This is a genomic window from uncultured Granulicatella sp. (assembly GCF_963528315.1).
Classification (GTDB): Bacteria; Bacillota; Bacilli; order Lactobacillales; family Aerococcaceae; genus Granulicatella.
On the sequence record NZ_CAURVV010000005.1, the window covers coordinates 25,767 to 43,954 of the forward strand.

Genomic DNA, 18,188 nt, shown 5'->3' on the forward strand with positions numbered 1-18,188 from the left:
CTTCACTCTCTTCTACAGTTTACCATGATTTTTGTTCTATCACAACTCACAAGGTAGTATCTTATAAAATAATCAATTCACGTGGAACTTGTTGAATCACTTCTCCACCAGTTGGCGTAATAATAATATCATCTTCAATACGAACACCACCAACACCTGGAATATAAATTCCTGGTTCATTTGTAATTACATTTCCTGGAACAAATGCTTGAGTCGCTAAACGACTTACATTTGGAGCTTCATGAATTTCTAAACCAATTCCATGTCCAGTTGAATGAGTAAAGTATTCTCCATATCCTTTACTTGTAATATAGTCACGAGCAATTTTATCTAGTTCTACTCCAGTTTTACCTGGTCTTGCTGCAGCACTTACTAATAATTGAGCTTGTAATACAACATCATGAATTTCTTTTAATTGATCTGTTGGTTCTCCTACAGCAATTGTACGAGTCATATCAGAAACATAACCTTGATAGTAACATCCAAAGTCTAATGTTACTAAATCACCAGTTTCAATTAATTTTTCACTTGCAACACCGTGAGGCATTGAAGAACGAACACCACTCGCAATAATTGTATCAAATGAAACGCCAGATGCGCCATGTTTTCTCATGAAGAAATCTAATTCATTGGCTACTTCAATTTCACTCATACCAGCTTTTAGAACATTTAAAATATGCAAGAAAGCTGCATCAGAAATTGCACATGCTTTACGAATTGTTTGAATTTCAGCTTCATCTTTAATTTCACGAATTTTTTCTACTAATCCTTGAGTTGGAACTAAATCTGTATCAAATTCATCTTCAAAAACTTCTAACATTGAAACAGATAAGTGGTCTGCTTCAAACCCTACATGTTTTAATCCATGTTTTTCAATTAATTCACGGAATACACCTAACCAACCTGTTTTATGTTCAATCACTGTAAAACCTTGAGCTTGTTTTTGAGCTTGTTGAGTATAACGAGCATCTGTTACAAAATATGCTTCATTTAACGTAATTAATGAAAAACCTGTTGTACCTGTAAAATTCGCTAAATAACGTAAATTATATGGACTATAAACAATTAATCCATCAATTTCTAAATCTTTCATCGCATTTCTTACTTTTTCAACTCTGATCATATAATCACCTTCCAAAATCTTTTGTGTAACCTAGTATAACAAAAAAACTCAATAATATATATGATTTTTAAGAAAAAAATAACTTTTTTAGGTCTGCCTAACTTTTTTTCGATACAAAAAAACAACTACAACAAAATGTCATAGTTGTCCTTCGTCATTTAAAATTTTCTAAATTTTTCTAAGCGTTGGTTTACTAGTTCTTCTTTCGATTTTGTACGCCATTCTTTTAAAGATTGGTATAAAGAAGTTTGAAGTTCCGTTGCAATTTTTTTAAACGAACGATTTTTCTCTAAAATAATTTTATCAACAATTCCTTCTTCGAATAATTCCTTACTTGTAAACTTCATTAATTCGCTTGCTTGTTCAGCTTTTGTACTATCTTTCCACAAAATCGATGCAAAACCTTCTGGAGATAAGATTGAATAAATAGCATATTCCATCATCCAAACTTCATTAGCAACAGCTAAAGCAATCGCTCCACCACTTCCACCTTCACCCATTAAAATGGCAATGATCGGGACAGTTAAATGACTCATCTCTTGAAGATTTTTAGCAATAGCTTCCCCAATCCCTCTATCTTCAGCACTTTTACCACAAAATGCTCCAGCAGTATTAATCATCGTAATAATTGGACGATTAAATTTTTCAGCTTGTTTCATCAACCTTAAACTTTTTCGATAACCTTCTGGATGAACTTGTCCAAAGTTACGCTCAATATTTTCTTTTAATGTATGACCTTTTTGCATTCCAATAACTGTAACTGGAATTTCCTTTAAACGAGCAATACCACCAATAATAGCAGCATCGTCTGCAAAAAAACGATCTCCTTTTAATTCGATAAAGTCATCGAATATTTCGTCAATCCATTCTTTAGTAGTTGCACGGTTAATATCACGTGCTTTCTGGACAATTTTCATTGGTTTCATCTGAATTCCTCCTCTAAAGAATGTAGACTTAAAAGAGTTTTTAATGTTTCTTTTAACTGAGTACGATGAATGATAACATCAATAAATCCATTTGCCTGTACAGTTTCTGCTTGTTGGAAATCATCCGGTAACTTTTCTTTCATCGTTTGCTCAATCACACGTTTACCAGCAAAGCCAACAATCGCTTTTGGTTCACTTAAGATAATATCCCCTTGCATGGCAAAACTAGCTGTCACACCACCCGTTGTAGGATCTGTCAATACCGTGATGTATAATAGTCCTTCTATGTGATGCGCTTGAACCGCTGCACTTATTTTCGCCATTTGCATTAGTGAATAAATTCCTTCTTGCATTCTTGCTCCACCTGAAGCTGTACAAACAATAATTGGTAACTTTCTCTTTGTTGCTTCTTCAAAAGCTAAAGTAAGTTTCTCACCAACTACTTGCCCCATAGATCCCATCATAAAATAAGGATTCATAATCGCTAAAACAAACGGTAAGTGACTAATTTTTGCAAGCCCAACCGTTACAGCTTCTTCTTCCCCTGTTGTTTGTCTTGCTTTTTTCTGCTTCAAGTCATAACCCGGGAAATCAACTGCTACTTTCATTTGTTCATTAACAAACCACTCTTCAAACTCATCCGTCATAATAGAAATTCTTTGTTTTGGTGTTAATCTAAAATGATAATCGCAATTTGGACAAATTTGAAATTCCCCAATATCGTCCAAATAAACCGTTTTTTGACATTGAGGGCATTGAATCCATTTTCCATCTGGTATCATTGGAGCTTTTTCAAATTCTACTACTTCGATGGAATTTTGTTTTAATGAAATATAAGGACGTTTTTTAAATAAACCCATTTAATCACTCCTTTATGGACGAGACTCATTAAACCATTCTGGTAAGAATTTTTCTTCTACAACATTTGTCGTGTAATCTCCTCTTTCAAAGAAAGCTGATTGCAATAAATCTTGTAAAAATTCTTTATTCGTCTCAACGCCTTCAACTACTAATTCTTGAAGAACTCGTTCCATTTTTAAAATAGCTTGAGTTCTATTAGGTGCATGGACAATTAATTTTGATAACATAGAATCATAAAATGGTGGAATTTTATATCCAGCATATAAAGCTGATTCAATTCTTACTCCCAAACCTCCATTTGGTTGATGTAAGACTTCAATCGTTCCAGGCGCTGGTCTAAAGTTTTCTCTTGGGCATTCAGCATTTAAACGACATTCAATCGAGTGTCCTTTAATTTGAATCTCATCTTGAGTAAAGCTTAATTTTTCACCATAGGCTACTTTTAATTGCCATTCTACTAAATCAATTCCTGTAATCATTTCTGTAATAGGATGTTCTACTTGAATACGAGTATTCATTTCCATAAAGTAGAAATTTTTATCTTGATCCACTAAAAATTCAATCGTCCCCGCATTTTCATATCCTACTGATTTTGCAGCCAACACAGCTGCTTGACCCATGTTTTTACGTAATTCATCATCTAAATAGGGGCTTGGTGCTTCTTCAATAATTTTTTGATTTTTTCTTTGTAAAGAACAATCACGTTCTCCTAAATGAACAACATTTCCATGAGAATCTGCTAAAATTTGAAACTCAATATGTTTGGCAGGATAAATAATTCGCTCTATATACACTTCTTCATTCCCAAATGCTTGAAGTGCTTCTTGTTGAGCTGCTAAAAATTGTTTTTCAAACTCTTCTAGAGTTTGAACTTTACGAATTCCTTTACCGCCACCACCTGCGACAGCTTTAATCAAAAGAGGAAATCCAATTTTTTCTGCAATCTTTAGTCCTTCTTCAACAGTAGGAACAACCCCATCACTACCTGGTATAACGGGAACTCCTGCTTTTATCATTTGTTTACGAGCTTGTGCTTTATCCCCCATCATTTGAATAACATGTGCGCTAGGTCCAATGAATTTCACCTGACATTCTTCACACATTTTTGCAAATTTAGGATTTTCTGATAAAAAACCAAAACCTGGATGAATCGCTTGTGATCCAGTTAATACAGCTGCACTTAAAATATTTTCAACATTCAAATAAGATTCTTTACTAATATTTTTTCCAATGCAAACAGCATAATCTGCTAATTGTACATGTAGGGCTTCAGAATCAGCTTGAGAATAAACTGCTACTGTTTCAATTTGAAGTTCTCTACATGCACGAATCAATCGACAAGCAATCTCTCCACGATTCGCAATTAAAATTCTTTTAAACATAACTTACCTACCAATAATAAAGGTTAACTCCGCTTCACAAACAACTTTACCATCTACAAAGGCTTTTGCTTTACCAATTCCTGCATATTCTTTTAATTTAAGAATATCAACTTGAAGGGTTAAAACATCTCCTGGTGTGACTTTTTTTCTAAATTTCACGTGATTTAATCCGCCTAAATAAGCTGTTTTTCCTTTGAAACTTTCTAATGATAATAATGGAATTGATCCAGCTTGTGCTAGAGCTTCCACAATTAAAACTCCTGGTAAAACTGGTTCTCCAGGGAAATGTCCTTGGAAAACATGCTCATTATACGTTACATTTTTAGTAGCCACTACGTGCTCCCCTGGAATTAATTCTTCTACTCGGTCAATATATAAAATTGGAAAACGATTTGGAATTAATTTCATTACATCTGTTACTGTCATTACGCTCATGATAAGCCTCCTAATTTTTCTTAATAGCAAATAATTCTTGCCCGTAATCTACCATTTGTCCATTTTCAACAAGTATTTCTACTACTTCACCTGAAATTTCTGCAGTTATTTCATTCATAATTTTCATTGCTTCAATAATACATACTGGTTGTCCAACTTGAACTTTATCTTGTACTTGAACAAAAGTAGGATCATCTGGAGATGGAGCTAAATACACAATCCCCACAATTGGACTTTTAATATATTGTAAATCTTCTTTTGTAACTGTTTCTTGAACTTCAGGAGTCTTAGTAGCTACCGTTTCAGCAATAATTTCTTTTGTAGGTACAACTGCTACGGGCTTCTCTTCAATCGTTTCAACAACTTGTTTAGAACCACTTACTGGATAATTTTCTCGTTTAGAAAGTTGAAGATCGACTCCTTCTTGTTGTAAATGTAATTCCATTAAACTTGAATGATCGAATAACGAAACAATAGCTTTTAAATCCTCTATATTCATACATTATCCTTTCCATTTTTTGAAGCATAAAACTGCATTATGTCCACCAAATCCTAATGAATTACTAATGGCAACATTGACTTCTTTTGCAACACCTGTTTGTGCTGTTACATTTACAGAACATGCTTCATCTTGTTCTTTTACATTAATCGTTGGTGGAATAAAATCCTCTCCAACTGCTTTAATACATGCAATTGCTTCAATAGCGCCTGCAGCACCTAATAAATGTCCTGTCATCGATTTTGTACTTGAAACATGTACGTCATCTGCAGCTTCTTTTAAAGCATAGCGAATTGCTGTTACTTCAGAAGAATCATTTGCAGGAGTACTTGTTCCATGAGCATTAATATAATCTACATCACTTGGAGATAATTGCGCTTCATCTAAAGCGTGTAAAATTGCTTTCCCAGCACCACTACCATCTGGTGTAGGAGCCGTCATATGATAAGCATCAGCTGTTGCTCCATAACCAACGATTTCAGCATAAATCGTTGCTCCTCTTTTTTGAGCATGTTCTAAACTTTCTAAAACAACAACGCCTGCTCCTTCCCCCATTACAAAACCATTACGGTTTTTATCAAACGGAATGGAAGCTGCATTTGGATCTTGACTATTACTTAATGCTGTTAAAGCAGCAAATCCTGCAATTCCAATTTCACAAATCGTTGCTTCTGAACCACCAGCTAAAATGACATCAGAATAACCATGCTTAATATTTCTGAAAGCTTCACCAATCGCATGACTTCCACTAGCACAAGCTGTAACAATGGAAGTACAAATCCCTCTAGCTCCTGTTTTCATTGAAATATTTCCAGCAATCATATTCCCAATTGTCATCGGAACAAATAATGGAGCAACTCTTGTTGGACCTTTCTCATGCATTTTGATGATTTGTTGTTCCATTGTTGGTAAACCACCAATCCCAGAACTCACAATAACACCAAAACGGTCAAAATCCGTATTTTCCTGAGTAATTCCACTATGTTCAACTGCTTGTAAAGCTGCCGCAATTCCATATTGGCAAAATAAGTCCATCCTTTTCGCTTCTTTTCGGTCCATATATAAAGTAGGATCAAACCCTTTTACTTCTGCTGCTACATGAACATCTATATCTTTCGTATCGAATTTTGTAATGAAATCTATTCCATTTTTACCATTTTTCAATCCATCCCAAAAACTGGCAACATCATTTCCTAATGGTGTAATAGCACCCATTCCTGTAATGACTACTCGATTCATGTTTTTCCTCCTTTACATATATAAACCACCGTTAATTTGTAATACTTGACCTGTCATATATTTTTGTTCTGCTAAATATAAACAAGCTTCAGCAATATCTTCAACTGTTCCAAATTTACGCATTGGAATTTGTTTTTCCCATTCCTTGCGAATTTTTTCTGGAAGTGCTTGAGTCATTTCAGTATCAATATATCCAGGTGCAATTGCATTAACGGTAATTCCTCTTGAACCAATTTCTTTTGCTACTGATTTTGTTAAACCTATAATACCTGCTTTACTTGCGGCATAATTGACTTGACCAGCATTACCAGATACACCAACAATACTAGTCATATTAATAATACTTCCTGATTTTTGACGAACCATATATGGACTAGCAAAACGAATTAAGTTAAAACAACCTTTTAAATTAATATCAATGACATCATCAAAATCTTGTTCTTTCATTTTTAATACTAATCCATCACGAGTAATTCCAGCATTATTGACTAATACATCAATTTTTGAAAACTTCTCAATCGTTTGTTCTACTAAACTTTCTGCAACTTCAAATTTTGAAATATCTCCAACAACGGTTAGAACTTCTCCAGGATATGGAGAAAATAGCTCTAAAACTTCTTGGCTAATTTCTGAAGTTGCATTTAGAACAATATTAGCTCCTTCTTTTGCAAAAGCTAATGCAATGCCTAATCCAATTCCTCTTCTACTTCCCGTTACAACGACTGTCTTATCGATAAATTTCATATCTTTCCCTCTTTCACTCTTCGTAATTCTTGTACTGTTTGATCCAATAATTTCATTGATTCTGTCTGAAGTACAGTTACTTCGATTGAATGACTTTTGGCAATTTGTTTAATCATTTGAGATAAACTTTTTCCAGGTCCAATTTCTACGAACACTCGAACACCTTGTTCTAACATCCATTCAACATTTTGTTTCCATTTAACAGAATGAGTGATTTGTTGAGTCAGTATTTCTGCTTTAATCGGAATAGAATGTTGTACTCCAGTTACATTACTTAATACTGGAATATTTGGTGTTTGAAATGAAATAGTCTGCACAAAGTCATTAAATTTTTCCGCTGCCGGCGCCATTAATTCAGTATGAAAAGCTCCACTTACGGGAAGAACAATGGCACTTTTTGCTCCTTGTTCTTTTAATTTTTCTACTGCTATTTCAACAGCGTCCTTTTTTCCACCGATTACTAGTTGCCCTGGTGTATTATAATTTGCAGGAGATACTAATAATCCTTGATTTTGTAATTCTTTACATACCTTTTCAATGACTTCATCTTCTAATCCCAAAATAGCAGCCATTGAACCAGCATTTTGATTTGCTGCCTCTTGCATCCATTCTCCACGTTTTGAAACAAGCATTAACGCTTCCTCATAACTTAATGCACCACTTGCCATTAATGCACTATATTCCCCAAGAGATAGACCCGCAACAGTATCTGGATGAAATCCTTCTTCTTCAAGAAACTGTAGAATAAGTTTAGAAACAAATAATAATAAAGGCTGTGTGTACTTTGTTTCATGAAGTTTTGTAGAATTTTCATCTTCTAATAGTTCTAATACTGAAAAATCTAATACTTTTTGTGTTTGTTCTAATAAATGTTGACCCTTAGGATTTTCTAGAAATTCTAACCCCATTTGAGGTTTTTGACTTCCTTGACCAGGGAAAATAAAAGCCGTTTTCATAAGCACTCCTTATTGTTTGAAGTTCAAACTAAATATTGCGTAAAAAAATTTAGAATCCAAAACGTTTCATTTGATCTTGAATTGTTTTTCTTGAATCTCTCATTAATTCTTCAATAATTTCTTTACAAGTTTCTTCTTTTTGAATTAAACCAGCAATTTGTCCTGCCATCATTGATCCCATTTGAGTATCCCCTTCAACGACAATACGTCTTAGAGCACCTTTTCCAATCGCTTCTAATCGTTCGAAATCAGGATTTTCTTTACTTGTTTCTTCTTTTTCAGCTTGTAAATAAATTTTTGTTAATTTATTTCTTAATACACGAACTGGATGTCCAGTAATTTGACCAGTAATCACTGTATCAATATCTTTTGCTTTAATCACTGCTTGCTTAAAGTTATCATGAGCAGTTGATTCCTTTGCAACTAAAAATCTTGTCCCTAATTGAACAGCTTCAGCACCTAACATAAATGCAGCTGCCATTCCACGACCATCGCCAATACCACCAGCTGCAATAACAGGGATATTTACAGCATCGACGACTTGAGGTAATAAAGCAATGGTAGTTGTTTTACCAATATGTCCACCTGCTTCCATCCCTTCAATAACGACAGCATCAGCACCAGCTTTTTCCATACGTTTGGCTAAAGCCACAGAAGCTACTACTGGGATAACAGTAATACCAGCCGCTTTAAATTTATCCATATATTTTCCTGGATTTCCAGCACCTGTGCAGACTACTTTTACGCCTGCTTGGCAAACCACATCTACTACTTCATCAACGAATGGACTTAATAGCATGATATTAACCCCAAAAGGTTTATCCGTTAATTGCTTCATTTCATCAATAAATCCTTGTACAACTGGACCAGGAGCATGACCACAGGCAATAATTCCTAGCCCACCTGCATTGGATACTGCACTAGCTAAAGATGGATTTGCAACCCATGCCATTCCACCTTGAATAATAGGATACTGGATACCAAGTAATTGACTAATTTTTGATTCCATCTAACTCATCCCTTATTATTTTTCTGCTAATTGGTTATCAACGTATTTTACTAAATCTTCTACAGTTTCTAATCCATCTTCTGTATCGATTTTTACATCAAATTCATCTTCAATATCATTAATGATTTGGAATAAATCTAAGCTATCTGCTTCTAATTCATCTTTTAAGCTAGTTGTTAATTGTACTTCTTCTTTTTCTTTTCCTAATTGATCTGTAATAATTTCTTGAATTTTTTCGAATGTCATGTTTGTTTCCTCCAAATAGTTAAATTGTTATCATCATACTTCCCCAAGATAATCCGCCACCAAAGCCACTGAATAGTAGTTTTTGACCACTACCAATCGTAATCAATTGGTTTCGAACTAATTCATCTAGAAGAATTGGAATACTTGCTGCTGAAGTATTCCCCACACTCGCTAGATTTGTTGGGAATTTTTCAATTGGTTGTTTTAATTTTTTTGCAACTTGTTCGATTAATCGAACATTCGCTTGATGAAGTACATATAAATCTACCTCATCTGCACTCATGTGAGCTTTTTCTAGAGTTTCTGAAATATTTTTAGGAACTTCCCTCGAAACGAGTTCAAAAACTCCCCTACCATCCATTTTCATTGTGGAAAATGTATGTTGCTCCAATCTTTCTCCACAAACTAATGCGTCTCCTTTTTGACCATCAGAACGCAAAGTTTCTACAAATAAAGTTTCATCATCTGTTTTTTCTAATAGAACAGCACCTGCTCCATCGCCAAATAAAATAGCTGTAGAGCGATCCTTCCAATCTAAAACAGATAACATCGTTTCAGCACCAATCACTAAACCATATTTTCGATTTCCTGCTGAAAGCATCTTTACACCTGTAGATAAAGCAAATACAAATCCTGCACATGCAGCACTAATATCAAACGCAAATGCATTAGTTGCTCCAATCGCTCCTTGAACTTTTGCGGCACAAGAAGGGCTCATAGAATCAGGAGTCATTGTAGCTACGATAATAAATTCTATTTCTTCTGGCTTTATTTCAGACTCTCCTAAAAGCTTTTGAGCAGCTTTTATCGCTAAATCACTAGTTGTTAGTTCTTTAGCATAGCGTCTTGATTGAATTCCAGTTCGTTTTTGAATCCATTCATCAGAAGTATCTAAATGATGCTCCCAATCTGTATTTTTTATTTCATGAATTGGTAGGTAAGAACTTGTATGAATCACTTTTACAGTGGACATCAAATCTCTCCTTTTTGAACTTCAGCCTTGGTTTCGTGTAAAAAGTTATATAAATTATGAAGACCTTTTATTAAAACAGCCATTTCTTCCTCGTTCATTCCTTCAATCGTACGTTTCACTAACTTTTCATGAAACTTACGATGTAATCGATACAAGAGACGTCCTTTACTTGTTAACCCTAATCTAACAATTCGTCGATCTTTTGCATCTTTTAAGCGTTCGACATATCCTTTTTTCACTAATGCATTAACTGCTACTGTTAGCGTCCCAACTGTTACATTTAATGTATTGGCAACTTCTGTTGTTGTGAGTTCACGGTACATGCCGATTGCTTCAATTGCATGCATTTCTTTAATTGATAAATCTTTAAATTGACTTTGTGCCAATGAAGATTCTTCAATATCTAGCATTTGGTTAAAGACGTCTACCAAATACTCATTAATTTTCTCTAGAGTTTTTTCCATTTCTTTCTCCTAATTAGTTTGAATATCAAATCATTTGATATTCAAACTATACTAAATAATACTTTGAATGTCAAACATTTTTTGCAAAAAAATTTCTCTTTCATTTTTATGATTTTGAAAGAGAAATTTTCATTATTATTCAATTGGTGTAAGAATTAATCTTAATGCATGTAATAGCACTACTACAGTACTTCCTTCATGAAGAATGACTCCAAGAGTTAAATCACTCCAACCTAGGAAATTTAATAGCACTAATACAATTACAATCAATAAAGAAAATATTAAATTTTGCTTTGTAACAGTCATCATTAATTTTGAAACTTTATGCAATGTTTTTAAAGAATCTAATTGACTGTTCATTAATACAATATCACTAGATTCCATTGCAACATCGGTTCCTTTTCCCATTGCAATCCCAACTTCCGCATTCACTAATGCTGGTGCATCATTAATGCCGTCTCCTACCATCGCAATTGTTGGATATTTTGTTGACCATTCTTTTAACGTATTTGCTTTATCTTCTGGTAATACATTGGCTCTTACTTCATCCACTTCTAATTCGTTAGCAATTGCCTCAGCTGTTTGAATAGAGTCCCCTGTTAAAAGCATCGTTTGAATATTTTCTTGTTTAAAATAATCAATCACTTGTTTTGCTTCTTCTTTTGGAGTATCTAATAAGGCTACTGCTCCAACTACTAAATGATCCTCACTTAAAACTACAACTGTTTTCCCTTCATTCATCCACTGCTCAACAATTGCTGTATATTTTCCTAATGTAGCAAAACTAGAAGGTTTTCCAATACGATACGTATGATTTCTGTAAGTTGCTTCTAATCCAATTCCTACTTTTGGTGTAACAGATAATGAGTAAGTACGATATGCTAATCCAGATTCTACGATTGCAAAGGCTAAGGGATGATTTACTTTTCTCTCCATCGATACAAGAATAGAATATAATTCAAATTCGCGATCTTTATCCATCACTTTTGCTACAACTTTCGGTGTACCATTTGTTAGTGTGCCGGTTTTATCAAAAGCAATTGCGTTAACTTCAGACATTTTCTCTAATGCAGCTCCAGATTTTATAAAAATTCCTTTTCTAGATAAAGTTGAAATTGCAGCTACCGTTACTGGTGTAGCACTAGCGGCTAGTGCGCATGGAGAAACAGCAATTAAATAAACCATTCCACGATAAAAAGCTGTTAAGAAATCCCAGTTTAAAAATATAATTCCGATGGCTAACACGACTGGAAATAAGGCTAATACAATTGTGACATAGACTGGTTCCCATTTCTTTAAGAAACTACCTGTACGAGTTAATGATTGACCAGCTTCTTGTACTAGTGTAATAATCTTTCCAAGTACACTGTCTTGTTGTTTTTTAGTAACCTTAACGAGCAGTGTTTGGGTTAAATTTAAAGTTCCGGCAAATACTTCGCTTCCTACTTCTTTTTCAACTGGAATTGATTCACCAGTTACTGAAGCTTGATTCACAGAGGACATTCCTTCAATAATGATTCCATCTGCTGAAATTTGACTGCCATTTAATACTTGAATAATATCTCCAACTTCTAAAGAAGAAGCATCTACTTCTTCAAAATGTCCATTATTCATTTTTTTCAACGCTAATTTTGGTTGCAATTGTAATAATTGAGTCATATCTTTACGACTTTTCTTTTCAACATATTCTTCAAGTGAATGGGCAATTGTAAATATAACAATTAGCATTGCAGCTTCTTCAAATTTCCCAATAAAAATCGCACCAAGAGCAGCAAGTGTCATGAGTAAATGAACATTTGGACGAAATCTTTTAAAATGCTTTGTTTCCTCAATCGTATCCATAATTCCTTCAGTAATTACTTCTTTCCCAATACAAGCAATTGTTAAAAGGAATAAGGCATTTGCAATCCAAGCTACACTTTTTTCTAAAAATAATGCTAATACAAACATACCAATTGCTAGAGCCCAACGTTGCCAAGAAATTTCATGATGATGGTGACCGGAACAATGACCACAATGATCATGGTGGTGGTGTTCACCATGTTCGTGCGAATGATGATGATGTTCATCGTGATGGTGTTCATGCTCATGCGAACAATGGCAATGGTCATGGTCATCGTGATCGTAATAAGCATTGTGTTCATGGTGATGATGGTGATGATGATGTTCATCATGTTCATGTGAATGATGATGAGAATCATAATCGTGACTATGATGTTCACTGTGTTCATGAGAATGTTCTTCATGATGATGTATTTCTTCATTTCTTCTTTGATTCAATAATTTATTAAATGTTATTTTAACTACTTCTATAAATTCGTCTAAAACTTTAAATTGATGTTTCATACTCCACAACCTTTCTTACTGAATCTATTATACATGAAGATTCAAGTTTCAACAAAAAAAGAAATGACTTTTTCTAGTAGTAGTTTAGCCAAAAGTCATATTTCAATCGTTTATTCATATTCATGGTAATAAAAAATAACTTATCATAATAGCAATAACTCATATTTATACGTATATTTCTAACCCGCCGTACAAAAAAATGACTTTTTCTAGTAGTAGAAGCAATATAAGCCACTTTGGCTTATATTGCAGGAAACTTCGAGACCCAGGCTCGAAGTTTAGCCATGAGATTCGCATAGCGAAGCTGCTGGCGTCCTTTACTACTTAAAAAAGTCAATTTTGAGAAATTTTCATAAAATATTAATCTAACAAAGCACTCAAATCAATGGTATCTAATGTCATTTCCGTTGAAGTTTGAGCCATAATCGATTCATAATCAAAATAATCATTAATCGTTAATTGGTTCAACTGATAAATTTGTTCAAACAAATTATCAGGTTTACTCTTCTTCCATCGATACGTCACAAAATAACTTGCAATATCATAACTGGAAATTGATTCATATCCTTGTGTAATAAACTCAATCGTTTTATATCCTAACCAAGGACGAAATTGTTCTAAAAATTCTTCTTGTTTATCCATCATGACTAAGAGTTTTTACTATTCTCCATCAACAACAGGAACATTATTTTCTCCAGCTGTTGGAACAACATGATGAATCGCACGACGTTCAAATGTTAAATAAACACCATCGCAATCAATCTCAACTGTTTGATCTACTGTATCAATATAATGAACTACTCCATGTAATCCCCCAATAGTAACAACATGATCCCCAGCTTTCAAAGCATTCATTTGCTCTTGTAATTTTTTAGTACGCTCACGATTTTTACGACCAAAGAACCACCAAGCTCCTCCTAGTGCTACAATATAAAGTAACATTAATGCTAATTGACTCATTTAAAACACTCCTTCTTGTAATGTAATACTACTGTATCAAATTTTTTCTAAGAATACTAGAAATTACGAGCATTTTCTTTATTAAATCCATATTCTTCGAAAAATGCTTCTCTAAATTCTAATAAATTATCATCCATAATAGCTTGACGAACTTGTTTCATTAAGTTTAATAAGAAGTATAAATTATGATAACTTGTTAAACGCAAGCCAAATGTTTCATCTGCTTTAAATAAATGACGAATATACGCACGAGAATAATTACGACATGTGTAGCAATTACATTTTTCATCGATTGGACGAAAATCACGTTCATACTTCGCATTTTTTACAACAAGACGACCTGCACTCGTCATACAAGTACCATTTCTTGCGATACGTGTTGGAAGTACACAGTCAAACATATCCACCCCACGAATGACTCCATCAATTAATGAATCCGGAGAACCTACTCCCATTAAATAGCGAGGTTTGTGAGATGGAATTAGTGGTGTTACATAGTCTAATACTTCATTCATTTCTTGTTTAGTTTCCCCAACAGATAATCCACCAATCGAATACCCTGGGAAATCAAGTGAAATCATATCTTTAGCATGATCCATACGTAAATCTTTGTATCCTGCCCCTTGTAAAATTCCAAATAAAGCTTGCGTTTCTGGAGATTTATGAGCTTTCAATCCACGTTCTGCCCATCTAGTCGTACGAGCAATGGAATTTTTCACGTAATCATGAGTATGATGGAAATCTGGACATTCGTCAAAACTCATAATAATATCTGCTCCAAGTTTATTTTGAACATCAATCGAAATTTCTGGAGATAAAAATAATTTTGAACCATTTAAATGATTTCTAAAATGTACGCCTTCTTCTTCAATTCTTCTCATATCACTTAAAGAAAATACTTGGAAACCACCTGAATCCGTTAAAATCCCTTTTTTCCAATTCATAAAATTATGTAATTTTCCTGCTTCATCTACAATATCCGCTCCTGGTCGTAACCATAGGTGGTAAGTATTACTTAAAATAATATTGGCTCCCATTTCATCTAATTCTTCTGGAGACATTGATTTTACAGTTGCTAATGTACCTACAGGCATAAACATTGGAGTTGGAAAAGTTCCATGCGGTGTAATAATTTCTCCAAGACGTGCACCTGTATGTTTTTCTGTTTTAATTAAACGATATGTTACAGCTGGTTGTGTCATTTCTACATTCCTTTCTTATTACAGTCAACTATATAACTGTATCTTACTATGTTCTATTTGTCCAATATTTTATAAGATTTTAAAGGATTAAACTAAAAAAACTTCAAAAGTCAGATAATATTCTAACTTTTGAAGTTTCATTTTACTATTAAGATTATACAGTTTGAATGGCACGATAACTATAGGATGGTTCTTTTAATTTTTCATCAAAGACAACCTCTAAATCGTGTCCTTGGAAAAACCATTCATCACCTGTTTCAATAAAATAGGTAATGCCATTTTTTTCCACACTAACAAATGGATTATTTGGTGTATCAACTTCTACTGCTAAAGAAAAGCCTTCGTGAATCGGACTGCATCCATAAACTTTTCCTAAGAAGCGCACTCCACGTTCTTTAGAAACTCCCATTTCTTCTTCAAACCATGCTTGTGATTTTTCATCAATTGTTAATTTCATTTGCCCCATCCTTTGACTCATCTTTTCTTAATTCAAGTTTACCATAGTTTTAAAAATCATGCCTTTACTTTGCTTATAATAATGGATTAGCCATAAAAGAAGTACATCCAACTTTAGACAAAGCTGTAAATCCATTGGATTCATAAAATGCAAGTGTTTTTAATTCACTATCCGTTGTTAAAATCATTTGATAAACTTCTTTAAAATACTCCAGTGTTTGACGAATTAATTGTGTACCAATCCCCTGTCTTTGATACTCAGGAAGTACAATAATATCTTGGATATAAACAATAGAAAAACCATCTCCTACTGCTCTTAAAAATCCAATTAAATTTCCTTCTTCATCTCTTGCTGAAATTAGAAACAAACTATGTTCTAATGCATTTTTAAGCATTGTTGGATTAGACGTATAATTTGTCCATCCTACTGCTTCATATAACGGAAATATTTCTTCAAAAGAAATAGTATCATTTTTTTTATACCCAATCATCCTAATTACTCCTCCTCTAATACAATAGATTCAATCCATTCCCAAGCTTTTTCTACCCCTTCTCCTGTTTCAGAAGAGAACGTTAAAAATAATTCTTCTGGTGGTTTCCCAAAAGCTTTTCGAATTTGACTCACATGTTTATTCCATTTACCACGAGGAATTTTATCACACTTCGTCATAATAATTCGATAAGGAATTTCATAATACTCTAAAAATTTACGCATTTGTACATCTTCTGTACTTGGCTCATGTCGGAAATCAACAAGAATTAAAACGAGTTCAAGATTTTCACGAGTTGTAATGTACTCTTCAATCATTTTTCCCCATTTTTCACGTTCTTTTTTTGAGACTTTTGCATATCCATACCCAGGAACATCTACAAAGTAAAATAAATCATTAATATGATAAAAGTTTAATGTTTGAGTTTTACCTGGTTTACTAGATGTTCTAGCTAAACTCTTTCGTTGAATTAGACGATTAATAAAAGAAGATTTTCCCACATTTGATCGGCCAGATAAAGCAATTTCAACTTTTTGATCGGTTGGATATTGATTTGGACCAACCGCACTAATCGTAAACTCAGCATTTGTCACTTTCATGATTAAGCTCCTTCCTCTGTTGTTTGAGGATTAATTTTAACAAAGAATAGTAATCCTCCTCCAATTAAGAATAGAAGAATTAAAGAAAAGACCCCATGTAATGAATTACCGGTCATTTGAGCTGTAATCCCTAATAATGTTGTTCCTAAAATAGATGAGAATTTTCCAAAAATATTATAAAATCCAAAAAACTCATTTGCACGATTTGCTGGAATAATTTGACCGAAGATAGAACGACTAATCGATTGTACTCCACCTTGAGCTGTACCAATACAAATGGCTAATAATAAGAAATCTGTATAAGTTTTTAATCCTGTTGCTAAAATACAAATAATCACATAAGTAGCAATTCCTAAAAACACAGTATTTTTTGAGCCAATTTTCTTTGCAAGATATCCATATAAAATACTAAATGGAAAAGCTACAATTTGAACGATCAATAAAATAACAATCAAACTATTACCATCTAATCCAACATCGGTACCTACAGCAGTCGCCATTTTAATGATAGTCCCAATTCCATCAATATAGAAGAAATAGGCAATTAAAAATAAAAATACATGCTTATGTTCACGAATATGTTTAATCGTTTCAAATAATCGAGCAAAACTATCATATACAGGATGTTTGTCATGTTCCATAAAGTGTTTTTGTTTTACATGTCTCCAAAATGGAATCGTAAATACAAACCACCAAACAGCAGTGATGAAAAATCCAATTTTTACAATGACATCTCCAGATAATTGAGAAAATTGCATAATCAGCATAAATAACACAAAAGGAATAACACTTCCAATATAACCATATCCAAATCCTGCTGCTGAAATACGATCCATTCTATCGTACGTTGTTACATCCATAATCGAACTATCATAAAAAATGTTCGATGCAGAAAATCCAATAGCAGAAATCGTATATAAAATTAATAAAAACATCCACTGATCGCTACCAGCAAACATCATCCCTAACACAGAAAATACCCCTACCATTGTTGAAATGGTGAACATAGGATTTCGGTATCCTCGATAATCTGCTAGTGCTCCTAATACTGGTGCCATTACTGCAACAACAAATGTTGCAATTGAGTTTGCATAACTTAAGTAAGCTGTTGAATTAGCAGCAGTCACTCCTGCATTAGTTGTAACTGTCTTAAAGAAAATTGGAAAAATAGCGGTCGTAATCATTAACGAATACACTGAGTTTGCCCAATCTTGTAAAATCCACGAAAATTCTTCTTTTGTATATCGACTTGCAAAAAACTTACGAATTGCAGACAT

General features: G+C 33.6%; 21 protein-coding genes. All 21 read right to left on the reverse strand.

Annotated features, from left to right (window positions below):
- Nucleotides 1-61 precede the first annotated feature (61 nt).
- The 21 genes from RYK07_RS02235 to RYK07_RS02335 all read right to left on the reverse strand — a co-directional run bounded on the left by RYK07_RS02235 (nt 62) and on the right by RYK07_RS02335 (nt 18,188).
- Nucleotides 62-1,123: a Xaa-Pro peptidase family protein gene (locus RYK07_RS02235; protein ID WP_314852187.1), complete on the reverse strand. Its 1,062-nt coding sequence runs from the start codon at nt 1,121-1,123 to the stop codon at nt 62-64.
- A 158-nt stretch (nt 1,124-1,281) separates the two neighbouring features.
- Nucleotides 1,282-2,049, reverse strand: coding sequence for an acetyl-CoA carboxylase carboxyl transferase subunit alpha (accA, locus tag RYK07_RS02240; RefSeq protein ID WP_314852188.1), 768 nt, complete (start codon nt 2,047-2,049; stop codon nt 1,282-1,284).
- The gene (accD, locus tag RYK07_RS02245; RefSeq protein WP_314852189.1) at nt 2,046-2,909 is read right to left on the reverse strand and encodes an acetyl-CoA carboxylase, carboxyltransferase subunit beta; all 864 of its coding nucleotides are present in this window, start codon (nt 2,907-2,909) and stop codon (nt 2,046-2,048) included. The genes accA and accD overlap by 4 nt, the downstream gene beginning before the upstream one ends.
- A 12-nt stretch (nt 2,910-2,921) precedes the next feature.
- On the reverse strand, nt 2,922-4,292 hold the full coding sequence (gene accC, locus RYK07_RS02250; protein ID WP_314852190.1) for an acetyl-CoA carboxylase biotin carboxylase subunit: 1,371 nt from the start codon (nt 4,290-4,292) through the stop codon (nt 2,922-2,924).
- Between the two features lie 3 nt (nt 4,293-4,295).
- Complete coding sequence (gene fabZ, locus RYK07_RS02255; RefSeq protein WP_006702538.1) at nt 4,296-4,727, reverse strand: 3-hydroxyacyl-ACP dehydratase FabZ; 432 nt, start codon at nt 4,725-4,727, stop codon at nt 4,296-4,298.
- 10 nt (nt 4,728-4,737) lie between these two features.
- Complete coding sequence (gene accB, locus RYK07_RS02260) at nt 4,738-5,226, reverse strand: acetyl-CoA carboxylase biotin carboxyl carrier protein (protein ID WP_314852191.1); 489 nt, start codon at nt 5,224-5,226, stop codon at nt 4,738-4,740.
- A 3-nt stretch (nt 5,227-5,229) separates the two neighbouring features.
- Entirely contained in the window at nt 5,230-6,465 is a 1,236-nt protein-coding gene (gene fabF, locus RYK07_RS02265; RefSeq protein WP_314852192.1) for a beta-ketoacyl-ACP synthase II, read from the reverse strand.
- A gap of 12 nt (nt 6,466-6,477) precedes the next feature.
- Complete coding sequence (gene fabG / locus RYK07_RS02270) at nt 6,478-7,209, reverse strand: 3-oxoacyl-[acyl-carrier-protein] reductase (RefSeq protein WP_314852193.1); 732 nt, start codon at nt 7,207-7,209, stop codon at nt 6,478-6,480.
- A complete protein-coding gene (gene fabD / locus RYK07_RS02275; RefSeq protein ID WP_314852194.1) occupies nt 7,206-8,165 on the reverse strand; it encodes an ACP S-malonyltransferase in 960 nt (319 codons plus the stop codon). Before fabD ends, fabG begins: the two co-directional genes overlap by 4 nt.
- 49 nt (nt 8,166-8,214) lie before the next feature.
- Nucleotides 8,215-9,174, reverse strand: coding sequence for an enoyl-[acyl-carrier-protein] reductase FabK (gene fabK / locus RYK07_RS02280; protein ID WP_314852195.1), 960 nt, complete (start codon nt 9,172-9,174; stop codon nt 8,215-8,217).
- 15 nt (nt 9,175-9,189) lie between these two features.
- The gene (locus RYK07_RS02285) at nt 9,190-9,420 is read right to left on the reverse strand and encodes an acyl carrier protein (protein ID WP_314679401.1); all 231 of its coding nucleotides are present in this window, start codon (nt 9,418-9,420) and stop codon (nt 9,190-9,192) included.
- Between the two features lie 19 nt (nt 9,421-9,439).
- A complete protein-coding gene (locus tag RYK07_RS02290) occupies nt 9,440-10,393 on the reverse strand; it encodes a beta-ketoacyl-ACP synthase III (RefSeq protein ID WP_314852196.1) in 954 nt (317 codons plus the stop codon).
- The gene (locus tag RYK07_RS02295) at nt 10,393-10,857 is read right to left on the reverse strand and encodes a MarR family transcriptional regulator (RefSeq protein ID WP_314852197.1); all 465 of its coding nucleotides are present in this window, start codon (nt 10,855-10,857) and stop codon (nt 10,393-10,395) included. The genes RYK07_RS02290 and RYK07_RS02295 overlap by 1 nt, the downstream gene beginning before the upstream one ends.
- Nucleotides 10,858-10,992: 135 nt before the next feature.
- Nucleotides 10,993-13,203: a heavy metal translocating P-type ATPase gene (locus RYK07_RS02300; protein WP_314852199.1), complete on the reverse strand. Its 2,211-nt coding sequence runs from the start codon at nt 13,201-13,203 to the stop codon at nt 10,993-10,995.
- A gap of 360 nt (nt 13,204-13,563) precedes the next feature.
- The gene (locus RYK07_RS02305) at nt 13,564-13,848 is read right to left on the reverse strand and encodes a post-transcriptional regulator (RefSeq protein WP_314450691.1); all 285 of its coding nucleotides are present in this window, start codon (nt 13,846-13,848) and stop codon (nt 13,564-13,566) included.
- A gap of 15 nt (nt 13,849-13,863) precedes the next feature.
- The gene (gene yajC / locus RYK07_RS02310) at nt 13,864-14,163 is read right to left on the reverse strand and encodes a preprotein translocase subunit YajC (protein WP_006702525.1); all 300 of its coding nucleotides are present in this window, start codon (nt 14,161-14,163) and stop codon (nt 13,864-13,866) included.
- Between the two features lie 56 nt (nt 14,164-14,219).
- The gene (tgt, locus tag RYK07_RS02315; protein ID WP_227931275.1) at nt 14,220-15,365 is read right to left on the reverse strand and encodes a tRNA guanosine(34) transglycosylase Tgt; all 1,146 of its coding nucleotides are present in this window, start codon (nt 15,363-15,365) and stop codon (nt 14,220-14,222) included.
- 154 nt (nt 15,366-15,519) lie between these two features.
- Nucleotides 15,520-15,822 (reverse strand): iron-sulfur cluster biosynthesis protein, encoded by a 303-nt coding sequence (locus RYK07_RS02320; RefSeq protein ID WP_314852200.1) that lies wholly within the window; start codon nt 15,820-15,822, stop codon nt 15,520-15,522.
- A 73-nt stretch (nt 15,823-15,895) separates the two neighbouring features.
- The gene (locus RYK07_RS02325; RefSeq protein ID WP_314852202.1) at nt 15,896-16,312 is read right to left on the reverse strand and encodes a GNAT family N-acetyltransferase; all 417 of its coding nucleotides are present in this window, start codon (nt 16,310-16,312) and stop codon (nt 15,896-15,898) included.
- 5 nt (nt 16,313-16,317) lie between these two features.
- Nucleotides 16,318-16,911, reverse strand: a complete 594-nt coding sequence (gene yihA, locus RYK07_RS02330; protein ID WP_314852203.1) for a ribosome biogenesis GTP-binding protein YihA/YsxC — start codon at nt 16,909-16,911, stop codon at nt 16,318-16,320.
- Nucleotides 16,912-16,913: 2 nt separating this feature from the next.
- Nucleotides 16,914-18,188 carry an MFS transporter gene (locus tag RYK07_RS02335; protein ID WP_314852204.1) on the reverse strand — a complete coding sequence of 425 codons (1,275 nt, stop codon included), beginning with the start codon at nt 18,186-18,188 and terminating at the stop codon, nt 16,914-16,916.

Bases quoted from the DNA above. Each gene is read 5' to 3' on its own strand.
- accD (WP_314852189.1), bottom strand. From the start codon at position 2,909: ATGGGTTTATTTAAAAAACGTCCTTATATTTCATTAAAACAAAATTCC.
- RYK07_RS02285 (WP_314679401.1), bottom strand. From the start codon at position 9,420: ATGACATTCGAAAAAATTCAAGAAATTATTACAGATCAATTAGGAAAA.
- tgt (WP_227931275.1), bottom strand. From the start codon at position 15,365: ATGACACAACCAGCTGTAACATATCGTTTAATTAAAACAGAAAAACAT.
- RYK07_RS02295 (WP_314852197.1), bottom strand. From the start codon at position 10,857: ATGGAAAAAACTCTAGAGAAAATTAATGAGTATTTGGTAGACGTCTTT.
- fabD (WP_314852194.1), bottom strand. From the start codon at position 8,165: ATGAAAACGGCTTTTATTTTCCCTGGTCAAGGAAGTCAAAAACCTCAA.
- RYK07_RS02320 (WP_314852200.1), bottom strand. From the start codon at position 15,822: ATGAAATTAACAATTGATGAAAAATCACAAGCATGGTTTGAAGAAGAA.
- fabK (WP_314852195.1), bottom strand. From the start codon at position 9,174: ATGGAATCAAAAATTAGTCAATTACTTGGTATCCAGTATCCTATTATT.
- RYK07_RS02235 (WP_314852187.1), bottom strand. From the start codon at position 1,123: ATGATCAGAGTTGAAAAAGTAAGAAATGCGATGAAAGATTTAGAAATT.
- accC (WP_314852190.1), bottom strand. From the start codon at position 4,292: ATGTTTAAAAGAATTTTAATTGCGAATCGTGGAGAGATTGCTTGTCGA.
- yihA (WP_314852203.1), bottom strand. From the start codon at position 16,911: ATGAAAGTGACAAATGCTGAGTTTACGATTAGTGCGGTTGGTCCAAAT.
- RYK07_RS02300 (WP_314852199.1), bottom strand. From the start codon at position 13,203: ATGAAACATCAATTTAAAGTTTTAGACGAATTTATAGAAGTAGTTAAA.
- RYK07_RS02335 (WP_314852204.1), bottom strand. From the start codon at position 18,188: ATGTCTGCAATTCGTAAGTTTTTTGCAAGTCGATATACAAAAGAAGAA.
- accB (WP_314852191.1), bottom strand. From the start codon at position 5,226: ATGAATATAGAGGATTTAAAAGCTATTGTTTCGTTATTCGATCATTCA.
- yajC (WP_006702525.1), bottom strand. From the start codon at position 14,163: ATGAGTCAATTAGCATTAATGTTACTTTATATTGTAGCACTAGGAGGA.
- fabG (WP_314852193.1), bottom strand. From the start codon at position 7,209: ATGAAATTTATCGATAAGACAGTCGTTGTAACGGGAAGTAGAAGAGGA.
- fabF (WP_314852192.1), bottom strand. From the start codon at position 6,465: ATGAATCGAGTAGTCATTACAGGAATGGGTGCTATTACACCATTAGGA.
- RYK07_RS02290 (WP_314852196.1), bottom strand. From the start codon at position 10,393: ATGTCCACTGTAAAAGTGATTCATACAAGTTCTTACCTACCAATTCAT.
- fabZ (WP_006702538.1), bottom strand. From the start codon at position 4,727: ATGAGCGTAATGACAGTAACAGATGTAATGAAATTAATTCCAAATCGT.
- RYK07_RS02325 (WP_314852202.1), bottom strand. From the start codon at position 16,312: ATGATTGGGTATAAAAAAAATGATACTATTTCTTTTGAAGAAATATTT.
- RYK07_RS02305 (WP_314450691.1), bottom strand. From the start codon at position 13,848: ATGATGGATAAACAAGAAGAATTTTTAGAACAATTTCGTCCTTGGTTA.
- accA (WP_314852188.1), bottom strand. From the start codon at position 2,049: ATGAAACCAATGAAAATTGTCCAGAAAGCACGTGATATTAACCGTGCA.